Annotated in this window: 17 protein-coding genes and 1 pseudogene; 8 read left to right on the top strand and 10 right to left on the bottom strand. The window is 70.4% G+C overall.

Annotated elements, in window-relative coordinates:
* Nucleotides 1–307: 307 nt before the first annotated feature.
* The gene (locus tag FAF44_RS38565; protein ID WP_237108315.1) at nucleotides 308–760 is read left to right on the top strand and encodes a hypothetical protein; all 453 of its coding nucleotides are present in this window, start codon (nucleotides 308–310) and stop codon (nucleotides 758–760) included.
* 39 nt (nucleotides 761–799) lie between these two features.
* On the opposite strand, the gene FAF44_RS38560 is transcribed toward FAF44_RS38565, so the two are convergent.
* Nucleotides 800–1,984 (bottom strand): acetyl-CoA C-acetyltransferase, encoded by a 1,185-nt coding sequence (locus tag FAF44_RS38560; protein ID WP_237108314.1) that lies wholly within the window; start codon nucleotides 1,982–1,984, stop codon nucleotides 800–802.
* Nucleotides 1,985–2,069: 85 nt separating this feature from the next.
* Here FAF44_RS38560 and mce point away from each other — a divergent pair, with 85 nt between their 5' ends.
* The 3 genes and pseudogenes from mce (at nucleotide 2,070) to FAF44_RS38540 (ending at nucleotide 5,334) form a co-directional block, all read left to right on the top strand.
* Entirely contained in the window at nucleotides 2,070–2,495 is a 426-nt protein-coding gene (gene mce / locus FAF44_RS38555; RefSeq protein ID WP_237108313.1) for a methylmalonyl-CoA epimerase, read from the top strand.
* 201 nt (nucleotides 2,496–2,696) lie between these two features.
* Entirely contained in the window at nucleotides 2,697–3,989 is a 1,293-nt protein-coding gene (locus FAF44_RS38550; protein WP_237108312.1) for a DivIVA domain-containing protein, read from the top strand.
* A gap of 401 nt (nucleotides 3,990–4,390) precedes the next feature.
* Nucleotides 4,391–5,334: pseudogene (locus FAF44_RS38540) on the top strand (AI-2E family transporter).
* Between the two features lie 30 nt (nucleotides 5,335–5,364).
* On the opposite strand, the gene FAF44_RS38535 reads toward FAF44_RS38540, so the two are convergent.
* From FAF44_RS38535 to FAF44_RS38515, 5 genes are all read right to left on the bottom strand, one after another.
* Nucleotides 5,365–6,108 (bottom strand): alpha/beta fold hydrolase, encoded by a 744-nt coding sequence (locus tag FAF44_RS38535; RefSeq protein ID WP_308193453.1) that lies wholly within the window; start codon nucleotides 6,106–6,108, stop codon nucleotides 5,365–5,367.
* A gap of 239 nt (nucleotides 6,109–6,347) precedes the next feature.
* Nucleotides 6,348–12,596, bottom strand: a complete 6,249-nt coding sequence (locus FAF44_RS38530) for an RHS repeat-associated core domain-containing protein (protein WP_237108308.1) — start codon at nucleotides 12,594–12,596, stop codon at nucleotides 6,348–6,350.
* A gap of 33 nt (nucleotides 12,597–12,629) precedes the next feature.
* The gene (locus FAF44_RS38525) at nucleotides 12,630–15,866 is read right to left on the bottom strand and encodes a LamG-like jellyroll fold domain-containing protein (protein WP_237108307.1); all 3,237 of its coding nucleotides are present in this window, start codon (nucleotides 15,864–15,866) and stop codon (nucleotides 12,630–12,632) included.
* Between the two features lie 223 nt (nucleotides 15,867–16,089).
* Complete coding sequence (locus tag FAF44_RS38520) at nucleotides 16,090–16,794, bottom strand: alpha/beta hydrolase (RefSeq protein ID WP_237108306.1); 705 nt, start codon at nucleotides 16,792–16,794, stop codon at nucleotides 16,090–16,092.
* 11 nt (nucleotides 16,795–16,805) lie between these two features.
* Entirely contained in the window at nucleotides 16,806–17,096 is a 291-nt protein-coding gene (locus FAF44_RS38515; protein WP_237108305.1) for an ATP/GTP-binding protein, read from the bottom strand.
* A 149-nt stretch (nucleotides 17,097–17,245) separates the two neighbouring features.
* On the opposite strand from FAF44_RS38515, the gene nucS reads away from it, so the two are divergent.
* From nucS to FAF44_RS38500, 3 genes are all read left to right on the top strand, one after another.
* Nucleotides 17,246–17,908: an endonuclease NucS gene (nucS, locus tag FAF44_RS38510; RefSeq protein ID WP_237108304.1), complete on the top strand. Its 663-nt coding sequence runs from the start codon at nucleotides 17,246–17,248 to the stop codon at nucleotides 17,906–17,908.
* Between the two features lie 75 nt (nucleotides 17,909–17,983).
* Nucleotides 17,984–19,456 (top strand): aldehyde dehydrogenase family protein, encoded by a 1,473-nt coding sequence (locus FAF44_RS38505; RefSeq protein WP_237108303.1) that lies wholly within the window; start codon nucleotides 17,984–17,986, stop codon nucleotides 19,454–19,456.
* Between the two features lie 144 nt (nucleotides 19,457–19,600).
* The gene (locus FAF44_RS38500) at nucleotides 19,601–20,143 is read left to right on the top strand and encodes a TetR/AcrR family transcriptional regulator (protein WP_237108302.1); all 543 of its coding nucleotides are present in this window, start codon (nucleotides 19,601–19,603) and stop codon (nucleotides 20,141–20,143) included.
* 121 nt (nucleotides 20,144–20,264) lie between these two features.
* On the opposite strand, the gene FAF44_RS38495 is transcribed toward FAF44_RS38500, so the two are convergent.
* The 4 genes from FAF44_RS38495 to FAF44_RS38480 are packed head-to-tail and all read right to left on the bottom strand — an operon-like array spanning nucleotide 20,265 to nucleotide 23,795.
* Nucleotides 20,265–20,582 (bottom strand): STAS domain-containing protein, encoded by a 318-nt coding sequence (locus tag FAF44_RS38495; protein ID WP_237108301.1) that lies wholly within the window; start codon nucleotides 20,580–20,582, stop codon nucleotides 20,265–20,267.
* 40 nt (nucleotides 20,583–20,622) lie between these two features.
* The gene (locus tag FAF44_RS38490) at nucleotides 20,623–21,789 is read right to left on the bottom strand and encodes a sensor histidine kinase (protein ID WP_237108300.1); all 1,167 of its coding nucleotides are present in this window, start codon (nucleotides 21,787–21,789) and stop codon (nucleotides 20,623–20,625) included.
* Entirely contained in the window at nucleotides 21,790–22,902 is a 1,113-nt protein-coding gene (locus FAF44_RS38485; RefSeq protein WP_237108299.1) for an ABC transporter permease, read from the bottom strand.
* The gene (locus tag FAF44_RS38480) at nucleotides 22,899–23,795 is read right to left on the bottom strand and encodes an ABC transporter ATP-binding protein (RefSeq protein WP_237108298.1); all 897 of its coding nucleotides are present in this window, start codon (nucleotides 23,793–23,795) and stop codon (nucleotides 22,899–22,901) included. The genes FAF44_RS38485 and FAF44_RS38480 overlap by 4 nt, the downstream gene beginning before the upstream one ends.
* Before the next feature lie 127 nt (nucleotides 23,796–23,922).
* On the opposite strand from FAF44_RS38480, the gene FAF44_RS38475 reads away from it, so the two are divergent.
* Nucleotides 23,923–24,513 carry a cob(I)yrinic acid a,c-diamide adenosyltransferase gene (locus tag FAF44_RS38475; RefSeq protein ID WP_237108297.1) on the top strand — a complete coding sequence of 197 codons (591 nt, stop codon included), beginning with the start codon at nucleotides 23,923–23,925 and terminating at the stop codon, nucleotides 24,511–24,513.
* Nucleotides 24,514–24,608: the final 95 nt, after the last annotated feature.

The following is a 24,608-nucleotide window of genomic DNA, read 5'->3' as shown; positions in this document are numbered from 1 at the left end:
GGACGAACGGCAGGGCCGCCGCCGGCGCTCTGGGCGGGGCCGGGCTGCCGGGATCAGGGGGCATCGGGGATTCCTCGTGCTCGAACGCATTGCTTCCGGCGAGAAGGATGACCTCTGCGGGGGAAAGAGGCGGGAGAAGTCAACGCTCTTGTTGTGGCTGATGCGCTTGTTCTGATGGATGTGACTCCATTATGCACACTCATCGTGAACAACGAGCAACTCATTGTGATCATATCGAGCGTCCCCGGCGATGCGTTCATCGCCGTTCACATTGTGTGCTCGCCCTCCGAGGGTCGATGATGCCGGTATGCGCAAGCGTGTGCTGGTGTGGGGCGGGGCCGCGGTCGCGGTGGTGACCGTGGCGGCACTGATCATCTACTTCGTCCGCGTCGGGCTCGACGACGCCGACAAGCTGGCGAGCGTCCTCGGCCTGTTCGTGGCGGCGGCCGGGCTGGCGGTCGCGGTCCACGGGCTCCGCCGCGACCGCGCGCGGCCGGACGCCGGGCCGGCCACAATAGCCGAGCCCACCGAGCCCGCCGGGCCCGCCACGACGGCCGAGACGGCCGAACCGCCAGGGAAGCCCGAGCCGCCCAGGCCGAACGTCTCGGCGTCGGGCACGCGGTCGGTCGCCGTCGGGGGCGACAACTCGGGCATCATCTCCACGGGCGACGGGACGACCAACATCCAGATGCGGGCCGAGGCGTCTGGCGGCGGGCGCGTCTACCAGGCCGGCGGCGACCAGACGATCAACGAGCACTGACCGGATCGCATGACGGCCGGGACCGGCGTGCCCGCGCGCCTACGCGGGCACGGTGATGAGCAGGGCGTCGCCCTGGCCGCCGCCGCCGCACAGCCCGGCCGCGCCCAGCCCTCCGCCGCGCCGCTTCAGCTCGTACGCCAGGGTCAGCACGATCCGCGCCCCCGAGGCCCCGATCGGGTGCCCCAGGGCGATGCCGCCGCCGTTGACGTTGATCTTGTCCAGCGGCACGCCGAGTTCCTTGGCCGACTGCAGGACCACGCTGGCGAACGCCTCGTTGATCTCCACGAGGTCGAGGTCGGCCGCCGTGACGCCCTGCTTGGACATGGCGTGCTTGATGGCGTTGGCCGGCTGCGACTGCAGGGAGGCGTCGGGGCCGGCGACGTTGCCGTGCCGGCCGATCTCCGCCAGCCAGGGCAGGCCGAGCTCCTCGGCCTTCGTCCTGGACATGACGACCACGGCGCACGCGCCGTCGGAGATCTGGGAGGCCGAGCCGGCCGTGATGGTGCCGTCGGCGGCGAAGGCGGGGCGGAGTTTGGCGAGGGTCTCCGCCGTGGTGTCGCCGCGCACGCCCTCGTCGTCCTTGACGACGACCGGCTCGCCGCGGCGCTGCGGGATCTCGACCGGGACGATCTCGTCCTCGAACAGGCCGTTCTTGACGGCGGCGGCGGCGCGCTGGTGGGAGGCGGCGGAGAAGGCGTCCTGCTCGGCGCGGCCGATGCCGAGCCGGGTGTTGTGGACCTCGGTCGACTCCCCCATCGCGCGCTGGTCGAAGGCGCAGAACAGGCCGTCGTGGGCCATCGAGTCGACGACCTGCGAGCCGCCGTACTTGACGCCCTTGCGCAGGCCGGGCAGCAGGTGCGGGGCGCCGGTCATCGACTCCATGCCGCCGGCCACCACGATGTCGAACTCGCCGGCCCTGATGAGCTGGTCGGCCAGGGCGATGGCGTCGAGGCCCGACAGGCACACCTTGTTGATGGTGATGGACGGCACGGTCATGGGGATGCCGGCCTTGACGGCGGCCTGGCGGGAGGGGATCTGACCGGCGCCGGCCTGGAGGACCTGGCCCATGATGACGTACTCGACGGCTTCCGGGGCGACCCCGGCCCGCTCGAGGGCGGCCTTGATGGCGATCCCGCCGAGCTCGACGGCCGGCAGGCCGGACAGGGAGCCGAGGAGCTTGCCGATGGGAGTGCGAGCTCCGGCGACAATCACGGAACGGGACATGACAACGGCCTCCTGTGCTCGCGCGTCCGGTCTTTGACACCATACCCACGAGTACGACGTCGCTCGCCATGGAGGTAGGCCACACATGTTCATGCGGATCGACCACATCGGTATCGCGTGCCGCGACCTCGAGGAGAAGATCGAGCTCTTCTCGCGGACGTTCGAGCTTGAGGTCGTGGCGAGGGAGGTGAACGAGGAGCAGGGCGTCAAGGAGGCCATGCTGCACATCGCCGACGGCGAAGGCGGGGGCTCCTACATTCAGCTTCTCGAACCCCTCTCTGACGACTCTCCTGTGGGAAAATTCCTCGCGAAGCGGGGCGAGGGCGTCCACCACGTGGCGTTCGGCGTGCCGGACGTCGCGGAGGCCATGGCCAAGATCGGGGAGAAGGGCGTGAGGCTGCTGGACGAACGCCCCAGACATGGCTCCATGGACTCCCAGATCGCGTTCCTGCACCCCAAGGATGTGGGAGGGATGCTGACCGAACTCGTCCAAGCCGCCAATCGTTCATAAATACCCACAAAACGCAAAAAACGTTCATATGTAACTAGTCACGCATAAAGCTGGACGGGGCTTCGCAGGTGGCACCAGCGGAGTACGCTTGACCTTCCACCGGACATGGGGCCTGCCGAGAGGCACAGGCTCCTGGTACGGATGCCCCGAACCCCCCGTCCGGCCCGTGTAGCCGTCTCGACAACCCAGGATCGAGCCTCCATGCAGTCCGACATCGACGCCCAGCTCAACAACTTCTTCGAGGACGCCCCCGCACGCGAGTTCGACGTCGTGCTCCGGGGTTACGACCGGCACCAGGTCCATGACCACCTCAAGCAGCTCGACGGGGAGCTACGCCAGGCCCGCGAACAGGTCGGCAACCTTCAGCGCGACCTGTCCGACTCGCAGCGCCAGCTTCAGGAGCAGGAGCGCCCCACCTACTCCGGTCTCGGCGCGCGCATCGAGCAGTTGCTCCGCCTGGCCGAGGAGCAGGCGACCGAGCTCGTGCAGGCCGCCAGGTCCGAGGCCAACGAGATCAAGGCCGCGGCCAAGGTGGAGGCCGCCGACATGCGGGCCGCCGCCGAGGCCGAGGCCGCGGAGAAGCGCGCCCAGGCCACTCGCGAGAGCGACGAGATGCGCACCACCGCCGAGCGCGAGGCGGAGGACATCCGTTCGACCGCCCGCCGCGAGGCCGACGAGCTGACCAACACCACCGAGCGGGAGGCCGCCAAGCTGCGCGCCACCGCCGACCACGAGGTGGCGGAGAAGCGGGCCGACGCCGAGCGGGAGATCGCCAAGCTGCGCACCACCACCGAGCGCGAGGTGGCGCAGCTACGCGCCTCGACCAAGCGCGAGCGCGACGAGGTGCTGACCACCGCCAAGCGGCAGGCCGACGAGATGCGCGCGCAGGCGCAGCGGGTGCTGGAGGAGTCGGAGGCCAAGCGGGCCCAGGACGAAGCCGAGTTCGAGATCCAGCTCGCCTCGCGGCGCGAGGAGGCCGAGCGCCAGGAGGCCGAGCGGCACGCCACCGCCCAGGCCGCCACGCAGAAGCTGGTCGCCGAGGCCGAGCAGCGCGCCGCCACGGCCGAGTCGCGGGCCACGAAGGCCACGCAGCAGGCCGACCAGACCCGCCGCGAGGCCGACCTGCACGCCAAGCAGCTCGTCGCCAACGCCCGCAAGAGCTCCGAGACCATCGTGGCCGACGCCAAGTCCAGCGCCGACACCATCGTCACGGAGGCGAAGACGGAGGCCGAGCGCACCCGTACGGCGATGCAGCGTCAGGTCGACGAGCTGACCCGCCAGCGCGACAGCATCACCAGCCACCTGGCTCAGCTCCGCCAGCTCCTCGGCGGCGCGCCGCTGCCGGGCATGGACCCGGAGCCCGCGGTCGCCGCGGCCCCGGCCAAGCCCGCGCTCGCCGCGCCCGCTCCGGAGCCCGCGGCCCCGGCCACGACCCCCGCGCCCAAGGTGGAGGTCAAGAAGGCCGAGGACGACGCCGAGTGGTGGCAGGAGTAACGCCGGAGGCCATACACGGGCCATGCACGGGGGCTGAATGACGGCTGGGGAGAGCCTGGCGGCCGAATGGTCGCTAGGCTCTCTCTTTGTCGTCGGGCGTGTACGAACCGGCACGAGTCCGTCATGCTGTGTTGCCGATCCCCCCTGGAGTGTCCCCCGTGTCCGCAGACGTCGAGCGAGCGAGTGAGCCGCGCGAAGACCGGCCCGCCGGGGAAGCCACCGAGGAAACCGCTGAACAGCCCGTCGAGCAGTCCGTCGGGGAGCCCGCGAGGCGGCCCGTCAGAGAGCACGGCGACGGCCTGACCTCGTACGGGCTGCCCGGCAAGCCGCTCGCCCGCGGCCCGTTCCTGTTCGGCCTGGTCGGCGGCCTGGGAGTGCTGACGGCGATCGCGCTCGCCCAGATGATCGTCGCCTCGCTCAGCACGATCATCCTGGTGGTCGTGGCGATGTTCCTGGCCGTCGGGCTGAACCCGGCCGTCGAGGCCCTGCAGCGGCGCGGCCTGGCCAGGCGGGGCGCGATCTCGATCGTGTTCGCCGGGGTCATCGTGGCGTTCGTGCTGTTCGGGCTGGCGATGTGCCGCCGGTCAGCAAGCAGCTCACCGAGTTCGTCAACACGGTGCCCGGCTACATCACCGAGCTGAGCAACCATCCGACGCTGCGCCAGCTCGACGCCGACTACCAGATCCTGCCGCAGATCAGATCGTTCGTGAGCACGCTGGGGCCGTCGCTGGCGACGGGGATCATGGGCGCGGGCCTGGTGGTGCTGAACGGCGTGTTCACCACGGTGACGCTGCTGGTGCTGATGCTGTACTTCCTCGGCTCGCTGCACACGATCAAGGACTACCTGCTCAAGCTCGTGCCGTCCTCGCGCAGGACACGGACGCGCGCGATGACCGAGGAGATCCTGACCGGCATCGGCGGGTACGTGGCCGGCAACGTGCTGATCTCGGTCATCGCGGGCGTGCTGGCCTGGATCTTCCTGTCGATCGCGGGGGTGCAGTACGCCCTCGCGCTCGCCCTGGTCGTGGCGCTGACGGACCTGATCCCGCTGGTCGGGGCGACGATCGGCGCGGTGCTGGTGACCGGGGTGGCGCTGCTGGAGTCGTGGCCCGCCGGGATCGCGTGCGCCATCTTCTTCGTGATCTACCAGCAGATCGAGAACTACTTCATCTACCCCAGGGTGATGAAGCACTCGGTGGACGTGACCCCGGCGGTCACGGTGATCGCCGCGCTGTTCGGCGGCGCGCTGCTCGGCATCGTCGGGGCGCTGCTGGCCATCCCGGTGGCCGCGGCGATCGCGCTGGTCCTGCGCGAGTTGGTGCTGCCCCGCCAGGACCGCGCGTGAGGGTCCGGCACCCGGCCGCCCGCGCGTGGGTCAGCGCCGGACGCCGCCGAGTTCGGTCTCCAGGAAGCCGATCACCGCTTTGTTGAACGCCTCCGGCTGCTCGACTGCGCTGAGGTGACCGGCTCGCGGGATGACCGCGACCCGGCCGTCGGGCGCGGCCTGCGCCATGGCGTCGGCGTCGGCGGGCGGTGACAGCTCGTCCTCCTCCCCCACGATGACCAGCAGCGGCACCTTGAGCGCGGCCAGTGTGCCGAACGAGTCGGGCCGCGCGGCCATGGCGCGCTGCGCCCAGGCCACCGCTCCGGGCGGCGCGGACTGCACCAGCCCCTTGACCCGGCCGAACACCATGGCCCGCCGTTCGCGGGTGGTCGGCCCGATGAGCGTCGGCAGCACGTCGCTGACCAGCACGTCGTTGCCGTCGGCCAGGACGGCCTGGGCCACGCGTTCCCGGTTCTCGCGCGCGGGGGGAGCGTCCGCACCGGCCTTGGTGTCGGCCAGGATCACGCCGAGCACCCGGTCGGGGTGCCGGCGGCAGAACGCCATGGTCACGTAGCCGCCCATCGACAGCCCGCCGACGACCGCCCGGTCGATGCCCTCCTCGTCGAGCAGCCTGGCGACGTCGTCGGCCATCAGGTCGAGCGACGGCTCGTCCTGGCCCAGCCGTGACCCGCCGAAGCCGCGCAGATCGGGAGTGATGACCCGGCAGGCCTTCGCCAGCCCTTCCCGCTGGGCCAGCCACATGGCCGACGACAGCGGGAACGCGTGAAGCAGCACAACCGGGATACCGCTCCCGGCAGATCTCGTGTAGAGCTGCACGGACCACACGCTAGCGGGGATCACGGCGACAATCACTCAATGGCTCATGCCGATCGAGACGACAAAAGCCGCACTCGGCCAATATCCCTCATAAATCTGACATTACACCCCAACTTGATCATGGCGCCCGGCACCGGGACACGCGACCGGCGCGGGACCACGAGGGTCCCGCGCCGGTTTCCGGTCATCGGCCGGGCTCAGCCCAGGCCGTGGATCCAGAAGTCGAAGAAGTCGGCCACGTCGTCAACGAGTTTCCCGCCGCGCATGCCCAGCTCCGCGCTGGCCCCGCGCCGGGTGTTGTTCTCCAGTTCGATCTTCTCGGGCTTGAAGATCTGCTTCTCGCCCATACCGCTGCCCGCGCCTCCCTGCGGGTTCGACGGGGGCCGGCCTTGCGGATACATCCGGCCATTGCCGTACACGGTGTACGACTGGGTCGGCTGCACGCTGCCGTCGTTGCGGTAGACCTGGCTCGGCCTCGGCTGTGCCGGCTGCCGGCTCGCCCTGGGCGGCGACTGCCGCTGGGCCGAACGGTGGCTGGTCGGCCTGCTGGCCGGACGCGAGCGCGCGTGCTGGATGCCTCTGGGCAGGTAGCCGTTGCGGCGGTTACGTGCCTGACGGTTCAGCACCCTCCGCTTCGCGGCCGCCGCCTCGCGCGCCTTCTTCCTGACCTCCCTGCGACGGGCCGCCGCCGCACGCCGTCGTGCCGCGGCCTCACGGGCCTTCTTCGCCGCCTCGGCCGCCCGCTTCTTGGCCGCCGCCAACCGGCGCTTCTTGGCCGCCTCCGCGGCCCGCTTCTTGGCCGCCTCGCGGGCGCGCTTCTTCGCCTCCTCCTGTGCCTTCCTCCTGGCCTCCGCCAGCGCACGCCTCCTGGCCTGCTCCCTGGCCCGGCGGATCGCCGCCCGCCGTGCCGCCCGCAGCGCCGCCTGGCGTGCCGCCCTCCTGGCGAGGTAACGGGCGCCGAGCCGGACGCCGATGCCGACCACGACCCACACCCACTGCCCGTCGGCGTCACTCATGCTGACCGGGCTGTTGTTGGCATAGGCGTAGGCGTTGAGCTGCTGCGGATCGGTGTCGTCGATGATCGGGTCCACCGACAGGAAGCGGCCGAGCTTGGGGTCGTACTCGCGGGCGCCCAGGTGGACGAGCCCGGTCGTGACGTCCTTCGTGCCGCCGACGAAGCCGCGCTGGCCCGGCCACCACGGTGGTGGCGAGCCCCGGTCCTCGCCGAACGGGGTCTGCCTCCTGACGGCCAGGTCGCCGGTGCCGGCGTTCACCGCGGCCTGCGCGGTGCCCTGGTGGTCGCTGGCCAGGAAGTAGACCTGGTTGTCCGGCGTGCGCACCGCGATGGGCTCGTCGTTGATCGTGTAGTAGCGGGTCTGCTCGACGACGTCCTTGGCGTAGTCGAAGCGCAGCTCCATGTCGTCCACGTAGAGCGTGGCGTCGGTGGACGTCTTGCGGATCAGCCGGTCGCCGTCCGCGTCGTAGACGAACGAGGTCGTCTTGCCCGCCTCGGTCACCGACTCCAGGTTGCCCTCGGCGTCCCAGATCAGGCTCTGGTCCGAGGTGCCGACCTTGCGCCTGGTGGTGTTGCCGGCGGCGTCGTACTCGAACAGGTCGGCCCCGACGTTCTTCAGCGCGTGCGGCTGCTTGCCGCCCGCCTGGGCGTAGGTGTAGTCGCGCACCATCTCGCCCGAGCTGCCGAAGGCGTGCTTGGTCTCCTTGGTGCGGTTGCCGGTGACGTCGTAGGCGTAGCTGACCGCGTACGGCGCCACACCGCCGATCTTGGCGGACTGCGGGCTGCCGGTGGCGCAGTCGTCCGTGGCCGTCCACGCCGAGGTCAGCCGGCGCAGGTGGTCATAGGTGAAGCACTGCGTGTCCTGGTTCGCCCGGTCCGTGATCTTGGTGATGTTGCCGACGGCGTCGTAGGCGTAGTTGACGTCGAGGTCGGTCTTGGTCGTGCCCTCCCGGTCCACGCGCATGCTGGACAGCCTGCGGGTGGACTCCTCGTGGGTGTAGGTCAGCCAGGTCTTCTTCCCGCCGTCGCCCAGCTCGTACTGCAGGGTCTCGCCGAGCTTGGAGTAGCGGGCCGCGCCCACGTACGCCGACAGGCCGGTGACCTTGGCCGGCTGGCCGAGCGCGTCGTAGGTGTAGACGACCTGCTCCTCGGCCAGCCCGCCGACGCCGGGGAAGCTGACCGACTGCACCTTGTCGTCGAGCGTGTAGCGGGTGTTGAGCACGTACGTGCCCGCCAGCTTGCCCTCCCGCGCCGGGACGGTCACGCTCTCGCGCAGCGGGCGGTACTCGACGTCGATGGAGTTGATCTCCGTCTTGTACGCCTGCCCGCCCACGTACCGGATGGTGGCGTTCAGGTGGCCCTTGGCCAGGGCGTCGTACTTCCACTCGGCCAGCAGCGGGCCGGACGCCGAGCCGTCACGCATCTCCGTCTTGCGGCCCAGGGTGTCGTAGCCGTACCACAACGTCTTGCCGCGGGAGTCGGTCGTCGTGACCACTTCGTCGGCGTCGTTGTACGTCATCGTCGTGACGCCCTGGTCCGGGTCCTCGGTCTTGACCTCCCTGCCGCGCAGGTCGTAGTGGTGCCGCCAGACGTTGCCGGCCGGGTCGGTCACCGTGGACAGCCGTCCGGCGAGGTCGTAGGCGTACTTGGTGGCCTCGTAGTCGCCCGTCGGGGTCGCGCCCTTGTACTGGCGCAGCTCGATCAGGCGGCCCTCGGCGTCGCCGATCCGGGTGGTCGCGGTCCCGCCCGGCGGCGGGGTCACGTGCAGCCGGTCGCCCTCGTCCTTGGTGGTGACGCGGTACTTCTCGGCGCCCTTCGCCTTGAGCGCCTGGGCGTTGACCTCGCCCGTGCCGTCGAACATCGACACGACCTGGCTGGGCACGTCGGTGTCGGCGACCGCGAGCAGGGCGGTGGAGGGCGCGCCGGTGGCGAAGTAGCCGGTGTTCTGCTTGTACTCCTCGCCCTGTGAGTTGTAGAAGGTGTCGGTGATCGTCCGGCCGTCACGCAGCGCGGGGTCCTGCGTCAGCTCGTCCTTGGGCGCGTGCTCCTGGGTCTGGCGCTCGCGCATCAGGCCGTCGTACAGGTCGTGGCTCTCGGTGGAGGAGCCGTCGCCGTTCAGCGTCTTGGTGGTGACGACACTGGGGCCGTCGGCCCGCATGACGTAGATGTACTCCGTGCTGGGCGACTGGTTCGCCGCCTTGCTGCGGTCGGACTGCCAGACCTTGGTCAGGCGGCCGAGCGCGTCGTACTCCATGTCGACGCGGCGGCCGTTGGTGTCGACCTCGGCGACGGGCTCGCCCCAGGCCGGCTCGACGATCGTGCGGTTGACGTGGCCGAGCTGGTTGGTCTCCACGACCTCGGTCGGCGACAGGCCGGTGGCCGGGGTGTAGGCCGTCACGGACTTCGTCCCGACCGGGTCGGTCTCGCTGGTCTCGCGGCCGTAGACGTCGTAGGTGTGCGTGCTGTCGGTGATCGTCGAGCCGTCGCCGTTGACGACCCGCTGCACCGTGGTCACGTCACCCTTGCTCGGCGCCTGGCCGAACTCCTTGCCGTCGTACTGGACCTTCTCGTCGGAGATGACCTCCTCGGCGGCCAGCTTGGCGACCCCGGCGGCGCAGGGCGCGGCCACCTTCTGCACGCGGCTGGTGTAGTCGAGCATCCAGCTCGTGTCGTTGCGGGCGTAGGTGTAGCGGGTGCACTGGTCGTCGCCGGTGACGGCCAGGTCGCCCTGCTCCTCGACCTGCGTGAGCAGGCCCTTGGTGTCGTACGTGCGAGCCTCGCCGGTACGCCGCCACTTGCCGCCGGGCAGCGCGGTACGGGTGACCATGGACGACGTCTCGACCACGTACGCGGTCTTGGTGACGCCACCCTGCGCGGACTCGGCGGTCTTGACCGACCACGGCGCTTCGACGGTGGCCTTCAGCAGGGCGCCGGCGTCGCCGTCGTAGAGGATCTCCTCGCGTTCGAGGCCCGAGTACTGGTCGAGGTCGTCGAGCTTGACGCCCTCGGAGTCCTCGACCTGCGCGACGCGCTTGGAGCCGTCGGCCTGCTTGTCGTTGTGCATGCCGCGGAAGTAGCGGAACTCGGTGAGCGTGCGCTTGGTGTCCTGGCCGTCGCCCTCGCGCACCCGGACCCGGCCGAACCCGCGGAAGTCCGACCACGTGCGGTGCTCGGGCTTGACGAGGATGTTGTCGGCGTAGCGCCAGGCGGCGCCGTCCAGGTACTCGTAGTTGGTGACCACGCCGGGCGAGGCCGCGACGCGGTCCACCTCGATCGTCTGGGCGACCACGTACTTGTGGAACCAGTCGTTGACCTCGGCCTCGTTCGGCGGGGACCAGCGCTGCGGGAAGCACAGCTTGCTGTTCTTGTCGGCCGCGGGCAGCTCGCCGGCCTTGCACTCGGCGGCCTTGTAGTTGACCCGCAGCTCGCCGCCGGTGCCGTTGTCGACGGCCTGCACCCGCCACTTGACCAGCGGCGCGCGGCCCTCGGTGGAGTCGACCCGGTTGGGCAGTTGCACGCCGATGAACGCGGTCTTGGGCAGCGTGAGCGTGCCGCCCACGTGGCCGGTCTGCTGGATCGCGGCCAGCCACAGGGCCGGGCTGAGGCCGTCACCCGTGGCGGGGAACTGGTGCGTCAGCGCCCAGGAGTCCACGGGGTTGTACTGACCGGCGGCGTTGAGCACCTGGGTGGTGACCTTGGTCAGCCGCTTGCGGCTGAAGAACGTCGGCGCCAGGCGGTCGGTGCACTTCACACCCGAGTCGCAGATCTGGTCGAACGGCACGTCCGGCCAGGAAGCGGCGGTCTCCTTCTTCAGCTCGGCCGCCGCGCAGGTGATGGTGCCGCTGGGCAGGCAGCGCTCGGACACGTCGAACAGCACGCGGGCGGCGGGGTTCTTCGTGAACAGCTCGCCGCTCAGGTAGCCGTAGTCGATGCGGGTCAGGTAGGCGGCGCGGTCGTAGACCGTGCCGAGTTCGGGCTTGGAGTTGCGGCCGTAGTAGTTCTTCTCCTGCGCGTACCAGTAGGTGGTCGCGTTCCCGTGGGTGTCCACGGAGTAGTCGAGGTTCCACCGGTACGCCTGCTGGCACCAGGCGTTGGCCGGGGTGCTGTTGTAGCAGGGCTCGCCGCTGTTGTTGCCGAACACCGGGACGGTCTGCGCCGACTTGGTCTCGGCCTTGCCGGTGACCCAGCCGGGCAGGCGGTTGAGTCCGAAGGTGTACTGGGTGCCGTCGGCGGTGGTGACCCGCCAGTACTCGCCGTTGTTGTCGCCGTTCGTGGCGCCGGTCAGCGCCTCGATCCGGGTGCCGTCGTCGCGCTTGGGCCGCCACTGCTTGCTCGTGGTGTCCTTGACCAGCTCGATCGACGAGCCGCCCAGCGACAGGACGGCGTTGTCCTGGTCCCAGCACAGGTCGCCGGTCTTCTTGCCGTCGATGGAGCAGGACTTGTAGCGGCGCTCGATGTAGCCGCCGGGGTTCAGCTCGAAGCCGTCACCGGCCCAGGACGCCTGGTTGTTGGTGGAGGCGGTGCGGCCGTCCACGCTCTGCGAGGAGTAGCCGAGCGACAGCTCCGGCTCGTCGCCGCCCAGCGCGGGCGGGGTGCGCAGCTCGGTGCTCCAGGAGAAGTCACCGGTCTGGGTGCCGACGCTCCAGTCCGCCGACGGGGCCAGCGAGGTGGCGGAGTGGTCGCCGGACTGGCCGGAGGGGGCGGCGGCCAGCGCGTACACGGCACCGGCCTCGACCTCGGCGCTCAGCGTGCCGGTCGTGGGGTCGTTGGAGCTCTTCACGGGCTCCGGCTGCGGGCAGTTCGTGGTGGCGGTGGCCGCCTTGAGCGCGCATTCCTCCAGCTTGACCACGCCGAGACGGGCGCCGTAGTCGCCGCCGTAGGCGTAGCGGAAGCCGGAGTAGTCGATCTTCAGCGGGGTCTTCTTCGCGGCCTTGGCCACCGCGACGCCCTGCCCAGGCGACACCCGCATCGCCAGGCCGAGCCGGTCGGTGTCGAGCAGTTCGACGCTCACCGGATCGGCGCTCTTGTCGGCGGCGGCGACCTGCACGGGGAAGCCGGCCGGGGCCGCCTTCGCCTTGCTCAGCTCCGCCTTCTGCGCACTGGGCCAGGTGACCGCCGGGGGCTGCCACGCCAGCTTCTGCATGGGATCGGCCAGCGGCGGCTGCACCGGCACGCCGGTGCCCTTGACGGGCGCCTCCCGCTGTACGGACGGAGCCGATCGGGACTCGGCCTGCGCGGGCAGCGCGTAGACCAGGGGCACCACGAGGGCTATCGACAGGGCGGCCGCCAGCCGGCGCGGCCAGGGGGACTCAGGCTTGGCCCGGTCGCGGAACTCGTTCCACGAGGTGTCGGGCGTGTCGGGTTCGTCGGGTGGTGGTTGCGCACGATTCCAGCGGGATTCGGGCAGGTCTAACTCATCCTGCAGGTCCATGACCTCTCCCAGTGAGGGGTGCGGAGACGGGACTTACTGGGCGGCTAGCTGGGCGATCTGCTCGGCGCTCAAGACGCCGTCGTACGTGCGGACGTCATCGACGGTCCCCGGCCAGTAGCCGGTGAAGACGCCCGCGGCCTTGGTCCGGCCCAGTTGCAGCGGACCGGTGGCGTTCCAGGTGCTCAGGTGAGCGGTGACGGTGGTGGTGGACAGGCGGCCGTTGACGTAGACGCGCAGCTCACCGGCGAGCGGGTCGTAGACGCCGGCGATGTGCGTCCACTCCAGCGCGTTGGGGACGGCGTCGGAACGGGTGCGGACGAGGGCGGCGGTGTCGGTGTCGGCGGCGGCCATGCCGAGCGTCCAGCGGCCCTGTTCCTTGTCGAAGCCGAGCTGGAACCCGGCGGCGCGACCGCCCGGCTGAGCCACGGCGGCGGTGTCGCGGGTGGGCAGGTAGTCGAGCTGGGTCCAGGCGGCGACGGTGAAGCCGCTGCCGGTGTTGACGGCGGGCGCGCCGGCCTGGGCGTAGCCGTTCACGCCGTCGAGCGCGAGCGCCCCGTCCAGCCAGCCGGACGTCCACGTGGCGGCTCCGGCGAGCGTGGCGGCGCCGGCCCGGCCCGAGGAGTCGGCCGCCGACGTGCCGGACTCCTCATCCAGCTTCCAGTGGCCCACCAGCGTGGCAGCGCTGTTGACCAGGTCGGCGACCTCGTCGGCGAACATCGCGCGGCCGTAGGCGCGCACCTCGTCGACGTCCCCGGGCCAGTGGTCGGAGGCCGCCCCGGCGGCCTTGCCCCGGCCGATGGTCAGGGGGCCCGTGGCCTTCCACGGGGGCGCGACGGTGGCCGTGCCCTCCAGCCGGCCGTTCACGTAGAGCGAGATCTGGCCGGCCGCCGAGTCGTAGACGCCCGCCAGGTGGGTCCATTCGTTGAGCCGCGGCGCGGCGGCCGACAGGGCGCGCACGGCGGGCGCGGCGTCCGCGTCGGAGCCGGTCACGGCCAGCGCCCAGCGGCCGTCGGCCTTCGAGTACTGCAGGGCGAACGCGCCGGTCCGGCCGCCTTCCTGGGTGACGGCGGTGGCCGTGGCGGCCGTGCCGGTCAGGCGGGCCCAGGCGGTGACGGTGAAGTTGCGGCTGGTGTCGATGACCGGTCCGGACGTCTGCGCGTAGGCGTTGGCCAGCCGGAGCGCGGTGCCGGTCCGGCCCGAGGTCCAGGTGGCCCCGTTGAGGGTGGCCGGGTGCGCTCCCCTGGCGTCGGAGGCCGTGCTGCCCTGGCCCTCGTCCATGGGCCAGTGTCCGGCGGGGGCCAGGCCCGAGTTGACGTTGAAGACGTAGGTGCGGATGGGCCCGAGCTGGCCCGCGTGGTCCTTGCTGCGGACGGCCAGCACGTTCGGGCCGTCGTGGCGCGGGGTCAGCGCGATCGTGGCGGTGCCGTCGGAGCCGGCCGCGACCTGGGTGCCGGGGGCGGTGTCGAGGCCCCAGAGGTAGGCGGCCACGTCCGCGACGCCGTTCGGGCCGAAGGTGAACGTGCCGGGCAGCCCGACGCCGTCACTCCAGGCGTTCTCGGTGTACTGGGGCGAGGAGACCTGGGGTTCCCTGCCGGGCGCGGTGGCGTCCACGGTGGCCTCGCACCAGGGGCTCCACGCGCTGTTCGCCTTGCCGTCCTCGGCCCGCACCCGCCAGCGGATCAGCGCGCCGTCGAGGTACAGGGCCTGCGGGATCGTGGCGGAGTAGGCGATGCCGGTCGAGCCGAGCGGGGTGACGTACTCGCCGGTCTTCACGCCGTCGCCGTTGTACCACTCGAAGCGGCCCCTGACCGAGTTGTCGGTGTCCTTCAGCTTGGCCCACAGCTTGGGCGCGGCGGTGCTGATGACCGGACGGCCGTCACCGGAGACGCAGGGGCCGCCCGGGTCGGACCACACGTCGGCGGCCACCGGGTCGCCCGGCAGCGAGTTGTACTCGATGACCAGGCTCGGGTTGTTCTTGAACTTCTTCCACGCGTAGACGTCGGTCTCGCTGGTGGCGCGCAGGCCGATGGTGACGTTCGGCCAGTTCTTGGCGGCGGCGTTGACGACCTGCGGCGTGACGTCGAACTCCACGCCTCCGGGCAGGCAGCTCGCGCCCCAGCCCTTGGCCACGTTCTTGGTGTCGAGCAGCGTGACCCAGGCGGGCTGCTTGTTCCAGGTGGTGGCCTTGCTGATGGTGTTGGTGGCCCACGCCTCCACCTTGCGGGCCCCGCACGAGTACGACCACGTCTCGTACGTGCGCAGCGTCGCCTTGATGATCTGCTTGCCGTGGATGGTGGAACCGGTGTTCATCTGGAAGAACGAGCGGTTCTTCTGCGACTCGACGTGCCCCACCCGGGCGACGTCGCTGGAGTTGAGGTAGTTGGAGTTGGGCCAGTTGCTCCAGACGGCGGTCCAGGCGTTGCGCGCGGCCGAGAAGTACGGGTCCAGGTAGACGGGGAACTTCGTCTTCGCGTCCGACAACATCTTCCGGTCGGGCTTGAGCCGCAGGTTCCTGCCCTTCAGCTCCACGCCCATGGTGGCCTCGCGGGCCTCGGGCGAGCGGCCCTCCTTCAGCGCCCGGGGGCTCGTGATGCCCTCGGAGTCCCACATCTTCGGGGTGGGGGCGATGAAGAGCGTGCCCTCGTTCTCGTCGACGGCCTCCAGGTTGCCCGCCGCGTCGGCGCTCACCTTCAGGCCCTCGGCCGAGAGCGGGTAGGTCAGGTCGGTCAGGCTCGCGGCGGCCTGCCGCGACTTGACCACGAGGAGGTGGGAGAAGCCGTCCACGTCGGCGGTGACCTGGAGGTCCACGCCGGGCATGACCTCGGCGTAGGTGGCGGTGTCGCCGCTCAGTGTGGGCACGGGCAGCGGGCCCGTCCAGCCGAGCCGCATGGACTTGCTGCCGCGCGACAGGTTGGCCAGCGGCGCGTCGCCCCCGCCGGAGAAGGCCAGGTCCACCGCGGCGGCCACCGGCTCCACCATGCCGTCGGGGCGCACGCGCAGCGTGGTGTCCACGGGGACCCAGCCGCTGTCCTTGCGCACGCGGATGGGCCTGACGTTCAGCTCCATGCTGAGCGTGCCGTCAGGCTGGGCGAAGACCGTGCGGGTCTCGCTGCGCATCGACTCGACCTCGACCGGGCTGCCCGTGCCGAGGGCTCGGGCCACGGCGGCCCGCTCCGGTTCGTCCTGTTGGGAGATTCTGGCCGTCGCCGCGGCCGTGGCCTGCTGCGCGGCCACCGCCGGGGGGTCGGCGGCGGCCGGTAGAGCGACCATTGTCGTAGTGATGGATAACGCCGCCGCGACCAGTCCGTGCACAACCCGCATTCGTGCCTCACCCATGCCGAGCAGGGGTTACGTCCGGGACGGTGTCCGCCCGGCGTCTCCACGATCTTCGATTGACGATCGGATTCTCACTTGGCCACGCACGTGCGGTCCATACTTCTGGTCATTCTGCTCAAAGATTTCTTCATGACCGAACCATTCACGGAGGTTTTTGTCAGACCTCCGTCGGCAGCGGCCAGGCCGCCGGATTCACCCGTTTGACGATCTCGTCCAGCACGATCCGCACGTACGGCTCCCCCACCCACAGGTGCTTGGCCCCGTCCACCCCGATGACCTCGGCCTGCGGCACCCTGGCGAAACGGGCGTGGGCCGCCGCGGGCCGCAGGTAGTCGTCGAACTCGGGCACCAGCGCCGTCAGCGGCCGGCCGAACCGCGCCCAGGCGTCGAGGTCGTCGTCGGTGGCCCGGTGCAGCGGCGGCGACAGCAGGATCGCGCCCTCCACGAGCGGGTCGTGGGCCCACTTGAGCGTCAGCTCGGTGCCGAACGACCAGCCGACCACCCACACGTGGGGCAGGTCGTGGTACTCGGCGTACTCCAGCGCGGCGGCCACGTCGTAGCGCTCGCCCTGGCCGCCGTCGAACGTGCCCTCCGACGTGCCGCGCTCGGAGGAGGTGCCGCGGGTGTTGAAGCGCAGCACGGCGAGGTCGGCCAGGGCGGGCAGCCGGTTGGCGGCCTTCTTGTAGACGTGGCTGTCCATGAACCCGCCGTGGGTGGGCAGCGGGTGCAGTGTCACCAGCGTCGCCACGGGCGGCCGGTCGAGGGGCTGGGCCAGCTCGCCGACCAGGGTCAGGCCGTCGGCCGTGTGCAGCTCGATCGGCTCCCGCCGGGCGGGCAGCACGCTCGCCGCGCGAATCTCCACCGTGGATCCTTTCAGTAACGGGTGCGGCCCGGGCCGCGGTCGAGTCTCTTGCGCCAGCAGGCCGAGTGCCAGTGGCGGCGTTCCTCGTCGCCGCCCGGCCAGGCGGGCCAGGCCACGAGGTGCGGCTGCCCGCTGCGGATCTCCTGGTCGCAGCCGGGGCACCGGTAGTTCTTGGACGACGAGGCGCCGGTGAGCATGCGGACCTTCCACTCCCCGTCGGGCCACTCCTCCACCTTGTCCAGGCCGGTGGGGAAGCCGAAGGGGCGGGAGGACTCCCTGCGGCGGGCGCGGCGGGGGCTCATCGGCGCGGGAACTCTCCCGTGCCGACGGCTCCGGCCAGGCGCGACCCTGCCCGCGCGAACACCCCGGCACCCCTCATGCCGAGGCCGATCACTGCCACCCGTTCGAACGCCATGCGTCCAGTTTTCCAGAGGCACTAAGGTGGACGGTCATGCGGCTGGTCATCGCGCGATGCAGCGTGGATTACATCGGACGGCTCACGGCGCACCTCCCCATGGCGCCGAGGCTCTTGCTCATCAAGGCGGACGGCAGCGTCAGCATCCATGCCGACGACCGTGCCTTCAAACCGCTGAACTGGATGAACCCGCCGTGCAAGCTCAAGGAGGACGGCCAGACCTGGACGGTCACCCACGGCAAGACCGGCGAGAAGCTGGTCATGACCATGGAGGAGATCCTGCACGACTCCAGCCACGAACTGGGCGTCGACCCCGGGCTGATCAAGGACGGCGTGGAGGCCCATCTCCAGGAACTGCTCGCCGAGCACATCACGACGCTGGGCGAGGGCTACTCGCTGATCCGGCGCGAGTACATGACGGCGATCGGGCCGGTGGACATCCTGTGCCGCGACGGTGCGGGCGCGACGGTCGCGGTGGAGATCAAGCGGCGCGGTGAGATCGACGGCGTCGAGCAGCTCACCCGCTACCTGGAGCTGCTCAACCGCGATCCGCTGATCTCCCCCGTACGCGGCGTCTTCGCCGCCCAGGAGATCAAGCCGCAGGCCCGCGTGCTGGCCGGCGACCGCGGCATCGACTGCGTGACCCTCGACTACGCCGCCCTGCGCGGCATCGAACCGGAGAACCCGACCCTGTTCTAGCCGCGCCGGCCGGGGAGTCCGGCACCTTTCCGGCCGATGCTGGTAAGTGACGCCTTACCGGTTTATCGTGACGCCATGACGACGCTGACGTTCGACTCACTCAACCCGGCTACCGGCGAGATCGTCGGCAGTCATCCCCGGCAGAGCCCCGACGCCGTGCACGAGGCGGTGGGCCGGGCCGAGCAGGCCGCCGCCTGGTGGGCCGGGCTCGACCCCGCCGAACGCCGGCGGCGGCTGCTCGACTACAAGGCGGTCGTCACCCGGCACCTCAAGGAACTGGCCGAACTCGTCCACCAGGAGACGGGCAAGCCGGTGGGGGACGCCACGCTGGAGATCGTCCTGGCCGTCACGCACCTCGACTGGGCCGCGCGCAACGCCCGGAAGGTGCTCGGCCGCCGCCGGGTGGCCACGGGCATGATCGGCCTCAACCTGGCGGCCACCCTCGAATACCTCCCCCTCGGCGTCGTCGGCGTCATCGGCCCGTGGAACTACCCCGTCTTCACCCCCATGGGCTCCATCGCGTACGCGCTGGCGGCCGGCAACGCCATCGTGTTCAAGCCGAGCGAGCTCACTCCCGGTGTCGGCGTGCGCCTGGCCGAGTTGTTCGCGCAGTCCGTGCCCGAGCAGCCGGTCTTCCAGACCGTCACGGGCCTGGGCGAGACCGGCGCGGCGCTGGCGGCCGACCCCCGCGTCAAGAAGATCGCCTTCACCGGCTCGACCGCCACGGCCAAGCGGGTGATGGCCGCCTGCGCGGAGAACCTCACGCCGATCGTGGCCGAGTGCGGGGGCAAGGACGCCTTCATCGTGGACGCCGACGCCGACCTCGCCGCCGCCGCCGACGCCTGCCTGTGGGGCGCGATGTCCAACGCCGGGCAGACCTGCGTCGGCGTCGAACGGGTCTACGTCGTGGACGCCGTCTATGAAAGTTTCATGCGCGAGTTGTCCGGGCGGGTGGCGAGAGTGCGGGCCGGCGAGGACTACGGGCCGATCACCATGCCGGGGCAGGTGGACGTCATCAGGCGGCACATCGACGACGCCACGAAGGCGGGCCGGGCGGTGACGGGCGGCCCCGGGTCGGTGCGGGCGCCGTACGTCGATCCGGTGATCGTCGAGGACGTGCCGGAGGACTCCCCCGCCGTACGCGAGGAGACGTTCGGCCCCACCGTCACCGTACGCCGTACGCGCGACGCCCAGGAGGCGTTGTCACTGGCCAACGCCTCGGCGTACGGGCTGGGCGGCACGATCTTCAGCCGCGACGCCCGCCGCGCGACGGAGCTGGCCCGGCGCATGCGCAGCGGCATGACGGCCGTCAACTCGGTCATCTCCTTCGCCGGAGTGCCCTCGCTGCCCTTCGGCGGGGTGGGCGATTCGGGGTTCGGCAGGATCCACGGAGCCGACGGGCTGCGCGAGTTCGCCAGGCCCAAGGCGATCGCCAGGCAGCGCTTCGCGATGCCCGGGATGAACCTGACGTCGTTCAATCGGGGGCCCGCCGAGCTTGAGCGGCTGGTCAGACTCGTCACGTTCTTGCACGGCCGACGTAAAAGATAATCTTCTTGCCCTTTCCCTAAAGGGATCATCCGTCCATAATTGTGTGCTCTGGGGGCCACGATCATGTTGGACGGGTGGAATGTGAACCGGTCTTACCGGGGAATGTCGGCTGAGCAAAGGCTGGCTGACAGACGCGAGCGGCTGATGACAGCCGCCTACACGCTGTACGCGAAGCCGGGTTTCACGGCGACGACCATCGAAAGGCTGTGCTCGGAGGCGAGGATCTCCAACCGCGCCTTCTACGAATGTTTCGGCGGCCGGGAGGAGCTCCTCCAGGCGTTACACGAACGTTGCGTGGGGGAAAGCCTATCGGTCGTGGCCAAAGCGTTACAGGATGCGCCGAACACGCTCGACGGAAGGGTCCGGGCCGGGATTCGCGCCTATGTCGAATTCACCACGGCCGACTGGCGGCGGGCCCGCATCATGCACGTCGAAGTCCGCAGGTCAGGGGATGTCCTGACGCTCTCCCGGCAACGCGCGGTGGACGCGTTCGCCCGGCTGGTCGAGGACGCTTCCGCTGATTTCCCGCCCGGCCCGCGGTTGAATCGCCGGCTGCTGGCGCTCGGAGTCGTCGGAGGGTTACAAGAGCTGCTCATCGAATGGCTGCTGTCCGAGGACCAGCCCGACATCGACGAACTCGTCGCGGTCGCGGTCCATATCTTCCACCGGAGCCTCGGAACCGGGTGAATCCGTTATCCACCGGCCATTCACCGGCTGTTCAACGCACCCGGACAACCGAAATCCAGTTTTTGTCTAAGTGCGAAAAGAGCGGGTAACGGCTGATCGTCACCCGCTCCGATATCTCACTTCAGGCCACCGCGGCCGCCGGAGCCTCGACATGCAGCACCCGATTCAGCCGGGTGACCGCGAGTATCCGCATGATCCGCGGTGGCACCCCCCGGAGAACGAGGCGGCGTTGCACGCTCATCGCGCGCCGATGCGTTCCCACGAGCACCCCGAGACCGGTGGCGTCGATCATCTCCAGCTTGGACAGATCGAGGATCAGGTCGCCCGCACCGGAGTCGAGGGCCTGGTGCAGCCACTCGCGCACACCGGCGGACGTCCCGGCGTCGAGCCGGGCGCCGATCCGCACCACCTGGGCACTCGGATTGCCCCGGACGCGCATGCCACCTCCTCCATCACGCATGTAGCGCTCCTGCTGTCCCCTACCCACCCAGCGGCAATGACACGACCGCCGTGAGCAGGAACTGTCCGCCGGCCGCCGGAACGGCCGTCACCCGGCCACCCACGGCCTCCAGACGCTCCCCCATGCCCGCCAGACCGCTCCCCGGGTCCGCGGCCTGCCGGTGGGCCACCCCGTCGTTGCGCACGCTCAGCTCCGCCTGCTGCTCGGTGAAACGAATGATGATCTCACAGAACGACGCGGAACTGTGCTTGAGCACGTTGGTCACCGCCTCGCGCACGACGTAGGCGAACACCGGCGCGACGCCGTCGGGCAGGTCGCGACCGGGCAGGAGCGTCTCGCAGCGGACCCCAGCCGCTTCGAGCACTCCTTTCACGCTATTCACCTCGGCGGTCAAGTCAAGTTCGCGGTGACCGCGTACGGCCTGGCGCAGTTCCTTGAGCGCGGTCCTGGTCAGCCGGTTCACCTCGGCCATCTCGTCCTTGGCGGCGGCCGGATCCACCTCCGACAGCCGCGCGGCCAGGTCGGTCTTGACCGCGATGGCCGACAGGCGGTGCCCCACGAGGTCGTGCAGGTCCCGGGAGAAGCGCAGCCGCTCCTCGGTCAGGGCCAGCTCCGTACGCGCCGTACGGCCCTTGTGCGCCTCCGTGGCCAGGGCCCAGATCCAGACCCAGACCCGGTTGGAGACGGGCTGGGCCCAGCAGAGCATCCCGTAGGCCAGCGTGTTGACGACCAGCAGCTCACCGGCCGTCAGCCGGAACACCGCGGCGATCAGGCTGACCTCGTGCCCCACGGCGGACAGCGCCACCCCGGCCAGCCCGGTGCCCACCGCGATCAGCCGGGCCCTGAGCCGCGGGGTCCACAACACGGCGACCGACGACCAGCACACCAGCGCCCAGCCGTAGCCCACCGCGTCGGCCCCGCCCAGCCCGGCCGTGACCAACGCGAGGACCGCCGCCCCCACCACCTGCCCGGTGGGGTGACGGCGGTCCAGCACCGCGTTGACGATGTGCGAGGAGAGCCAGGTGAAACCGAGCGCGGCGATCATCGCGGGCACGGTCCGCCACCAGTCGAGCCGCCCCAGGGACAGCCCGAGCACGACGTTCCCCGCGATGAGCGCCCACAGCAGCACGAGCCCCGAGACCAGCACCTTCCAGGTCGTCCGCCGGGCCCGCTCGATCTCGTTCATCTAGCGGGCGCGCAGCACTTCGCCGAACTTCAGCCTGGCCCCGGTACGCAGCACCGCCCGCTCGTACACGGTGGACCCGAGCTTCAGCACGACCAGCACCGCCAGCGCCATCACCGCCATGGACGCCGCCGTCTGCCACATGGGCACCTCGGCCGCGGCCATCCGCACCGGCATGACCATGGCGGAGAACGGCGGGACGTACGACAGCACCGAGGCCAGCAGGCCCGACGGCTCGTTGAGCACGTAGAACGACACGAAGTAGGTAGCCATGATCATCATGGTCAGCGGCGTCAGCACGCTGCTCACCTCCTCCTGGCGGGAGACCAGCGAGGCCAGGGCCGCCGACAGCGTGGCGAAGAAGGCGTAGCCGAGCACGAACCACACCAGCACCGAGACCATCAGCCCTGCCATGCCCGGCGGGAAGTCGGCGGCCAGGCCGGAGACCGACGCCGCGCCGAGCCCGACCACCAGGATCGCGACCAGGTTGATCAGGCCGACCACGCCCAGCCCGAGGATCTTGCCACCGAGCAGTTGCCAGGGGCGTACGGAGGCGAGCAGGATCTCCACGATCCGGCTGCCCTTCTCCTCGACCACGCCCATGGCCACCATCACCATCTGCCCCATCAGCAGCATGAACAGCAGGAACACCAGCACGGTGGCGACGCCCTGCCGCGCGGACTCGTACCGGGTGTCCGCGCCCACCGAGCGCATCTCCAGCGGCGGGATGGCCACGCCCGCGGCGCCCAGCTTGAACTCCCGGTTGACGCTCTGCAGCAGCACGCCGAGCTGGGCGTCGATCTCCCCGTCGGTGAGCACCCTGGCGCCGTCCACCAGCGCCGCGTCCACGTCGCCGTCCAGCACGGCCTGCCTGGCCGCCGCCTCGTCGGCGTACGTGCGCCACTCGAACCCGATGTCGGGCGCGGCGGTCTGCAGCGGGAGCTGCTGGGAGTTGACCAGGCCCAGGGTGTAGGAGTCGCCGCCGCCTCCCATGATCTTCGGCAGGAACGACACCACCGACACCAGCAGCACCGTGACGACCAAGCCGATCACGAACGCCCGCGTCCTGATCTGCGTGGCGATCTCGCGCCGGGCGACCAGCATCAATCCGTTCACGCCACGGCCTCCTTGAAGATCTCGGTGAGGGTCGGCTGCTCGACGCCGAAGTGCTCCACGTGTCCCGCCTTCATGGCGCGGCGCAGGATCTCCTGGTCGTCGCCGCCGGTCGTACGAAGGGTGTGCCGCTCGCCCTGCACGCTCACCGTGCCGGGCAGGCCGTCGGCCCAGCCGGGAGCCGGGTCGCGGACGACCACCCGCAGCGTGTCCCCCTCGGCCGCGCGCAGTTCGGCCACGGTGCCGGTGGCCACCATCCGGCCCGCCGAGACGATGCCCACGGAGTCGCACAACCGCTCGACCAGTTCGAGCTGGTGGCTGGAGAAGATCACCGGCACGCCGCCCCTGCACCGCTCCTGCAGCGCCGTGGCCAGCGCGTCCACCGCGATCGGGTCCAGCCCGGAGAACGGCTCGTCCAGGACCAGCACCTCGGGCTCGTGCACCAGCGCGACCGCGAGTTGCACGCGCTGCTGGTTGCCCAGCGAGAGTGCCTGCACCGCGTCGGCCCTGCGCTCGGTCAGGCCGAGCCGCTCCAGCAGGTCGTCGGTGGCCTTCTTCGCGGCCGGCGCGCTCAGGCCGTGCAGGCGGCCGAAGTACTCGATCTGCTCGGCGACCCGCATCTTCTGGTACAGGCCGCGCTCCTCGGGCATGTACCCGAACCGCTGCCGGGCGTCGGCGCCGAGGGGCCGGTCCTGCCAGCTCACCGAGCCGGAGTCGGCCTGGAGCACGCCCATCACGATGCGCATCGTGGTGGTCTTGCCGGCGCCGTTCGCGCCGACGAACCCGAACATCTCACCCGGCCGGACGCTGAACCCGATCCCGTCCAGCGCGACCTTGCCGCCGGGGGCGTCGGATCCGCCGGCGAAACGCTTGCGCAGCTCGCGGATCTCCAGCATCAGGTCATCTCCTTCGTCATGGATCCATAGTGGCTTTAACCCGGTTCGCCCAGGTAGTCGTGGAAATCACCGGCCCGATGTGGATCCCGCTGAGGATTCGGATGACATTTGTCATTACGCTGAGACCATGACGCGCGCCGACAAGGACAAGCCGGTCGTTCTCTCCCACATCTACACGCGGGGTGGCGACGACGGCACCACAGCGCTGGTCGACATGAGCCGGACGGCCAAGACCGACCCCCGGCTCGCCGCCTACGCCGACGTGGAGGAGGCCAACGCCCACCTGGGCCTCGCCCTGTCCCACGGCACGTTCCCGGCCGACCTGGCCGAGGTGCTCGTCCGGATCCAGAACGAGCTCTTCGACGTGGGAGCCGACCTGGCCACCCCGGTCGTGCCCGATCCGGAATTCCCGCCGCTGCGGGTCGAGCAGCCCTATATCGACCGGCTGGAGGAGCAGATCGACCGCTTCAACTCCGGCCTCAAGCCGCTACGCAGCTTCATCCTGCCGGGCGGCGACCCCGCCACGGCCGCCCTGCACGTGGCCCGCGTCACGGTACGCCGCGCCGAACGTACGTCCTGGGCCGCCCTCGCGGCACACGACGACATGAACCCGCTCACGGCCAAGTACCTCAACCGGCTGTCGGACCTGCTCTTCGTCGCCTGCCGCGTCGCACACGGGGGCGAGGAGATCCTCTGGAAGCCCGGCGGCACCCGCTAGTACTACATGGCTAGATCACGTTGGGTGATCTTTCGGTTTCCCGGTGTGCGAGGGCTGGAGTATGTGAACGTGATGACATGCCCCAGCCCCATGAG

This window comes from Nonomuraea sp. MG754425 (assembly GCF_021699195.1).
Classification (GTDB): Bacteria; Actinomycetota; Actinomycetes; order Streptosporangiales; family Streptosporangiaceae; genus Nonomuraea.
This window is presented reverse-complemented; position numbering and strand designations above follow the sequence as displayed.

Excerpts from the sequence above, each read along its gene's own strand:
- FAF44_RS38565 (WP_237108315.1), top strand. The coding sequence starts at position 308 with ATGCGCAAGCGTGTGCTGGTGTGGGGCGGGGCCGCGGTCGCGGTGGTG.
- FAF44_RS38560 (WP_237108314.1), bottom strand. The coding sequence starts at position 1,984 with ATGTCCCGTTCCGTGATTGTCGCCGGAGCTCGCACTCCCATCGGCAAG.
- mce (WP_237108313.1), top strand. The coding sequence starts at position 2,070 with ATGTTCATGCGGATCGACCACATCGGTATCGCGTGCCGCGACCTCGAG.
- FAF44_RS38550 (WP_237108312.1), top strand. The coding sequence starts at position 2,697 with ATGCAGTCCGACATCGACGCCCAGCTCAACAACTTCTTCGAGGACGCC.
- FAF44_RS38530 (WP_237108308.1), bottom strand. The coding sequence starts at position 12,596 with ATGGACCTGCAGGATGAGTTAGACCTGCCCGAATCCCGCTGGAATCGT.
- FAF44_RS38525 (WP_237108307.1), bottom strand. The coding sequence starts at position 15,866 with ATGGTCGCTCTACCGGCCGCCGCCGACCCCCCGGCGGTGGCCGCGCAG.
- FAF44_RS38515 (WP_237108305.1), bottom strand. The coding sequence starts at position 17,096 with ATGAGCCCCCGCCGCGCCCGCCGCAGGGAGTCCTCCCGCCCCTTCGGC.
- nucS (WP_237108304.1), top strand. The coding sequence starts at position 17,246 with ATGCGGCTGGTCATCGCGCGATGCAGCGTGGATTACATCGGACGGCTC.
- FAF44_RS38505 (WP_237108303.1), top strand. The coding sequence starts at position 17,984 with ATGACGACGCTGACGTTCGACTCACTCAACCCGGCTACCGGCGAGATC.
- FAF44_RS38500 (WP_237108302.1), top strand. The coding sequence starts at position 19,601 with ATGACAGCCGCCTACACGCTGTACGCGAAGCCGGGTTTCACGGCGACG.
- FAF44_RS38495 (WP_237108301.1), bottom strand. The coding sequence starts at position 20,582 with ATGCGCGTCCGGGGCAATCCGAGTGCCCAGGTGGTGCGGATCGGCGCC.
- FAF44_RS38490 (WP_237108300.1), bottom strand. The coding sequence starts at position 21,789 with ATGAACGAGATCGAGCGGGCCCGGCGGACGACCTGGAAGGTGCTGGTC.
- FAF44_RS38480 (WP_237108298.1), bottom strand. The coding sequence starts at position 23,795 with ATGCTGGAGATCCGCGAGCTGCGCAAGCGTTTCGCCGGCGGATCCGAC.
- FAF44_RS38475 (WP_237108297.1), top strand. The coding sequence starts at position 23,923 with ATGACGCGCGCCGACAAGGACAAGCCGGTCGTTCTCTCCCACATCTAC.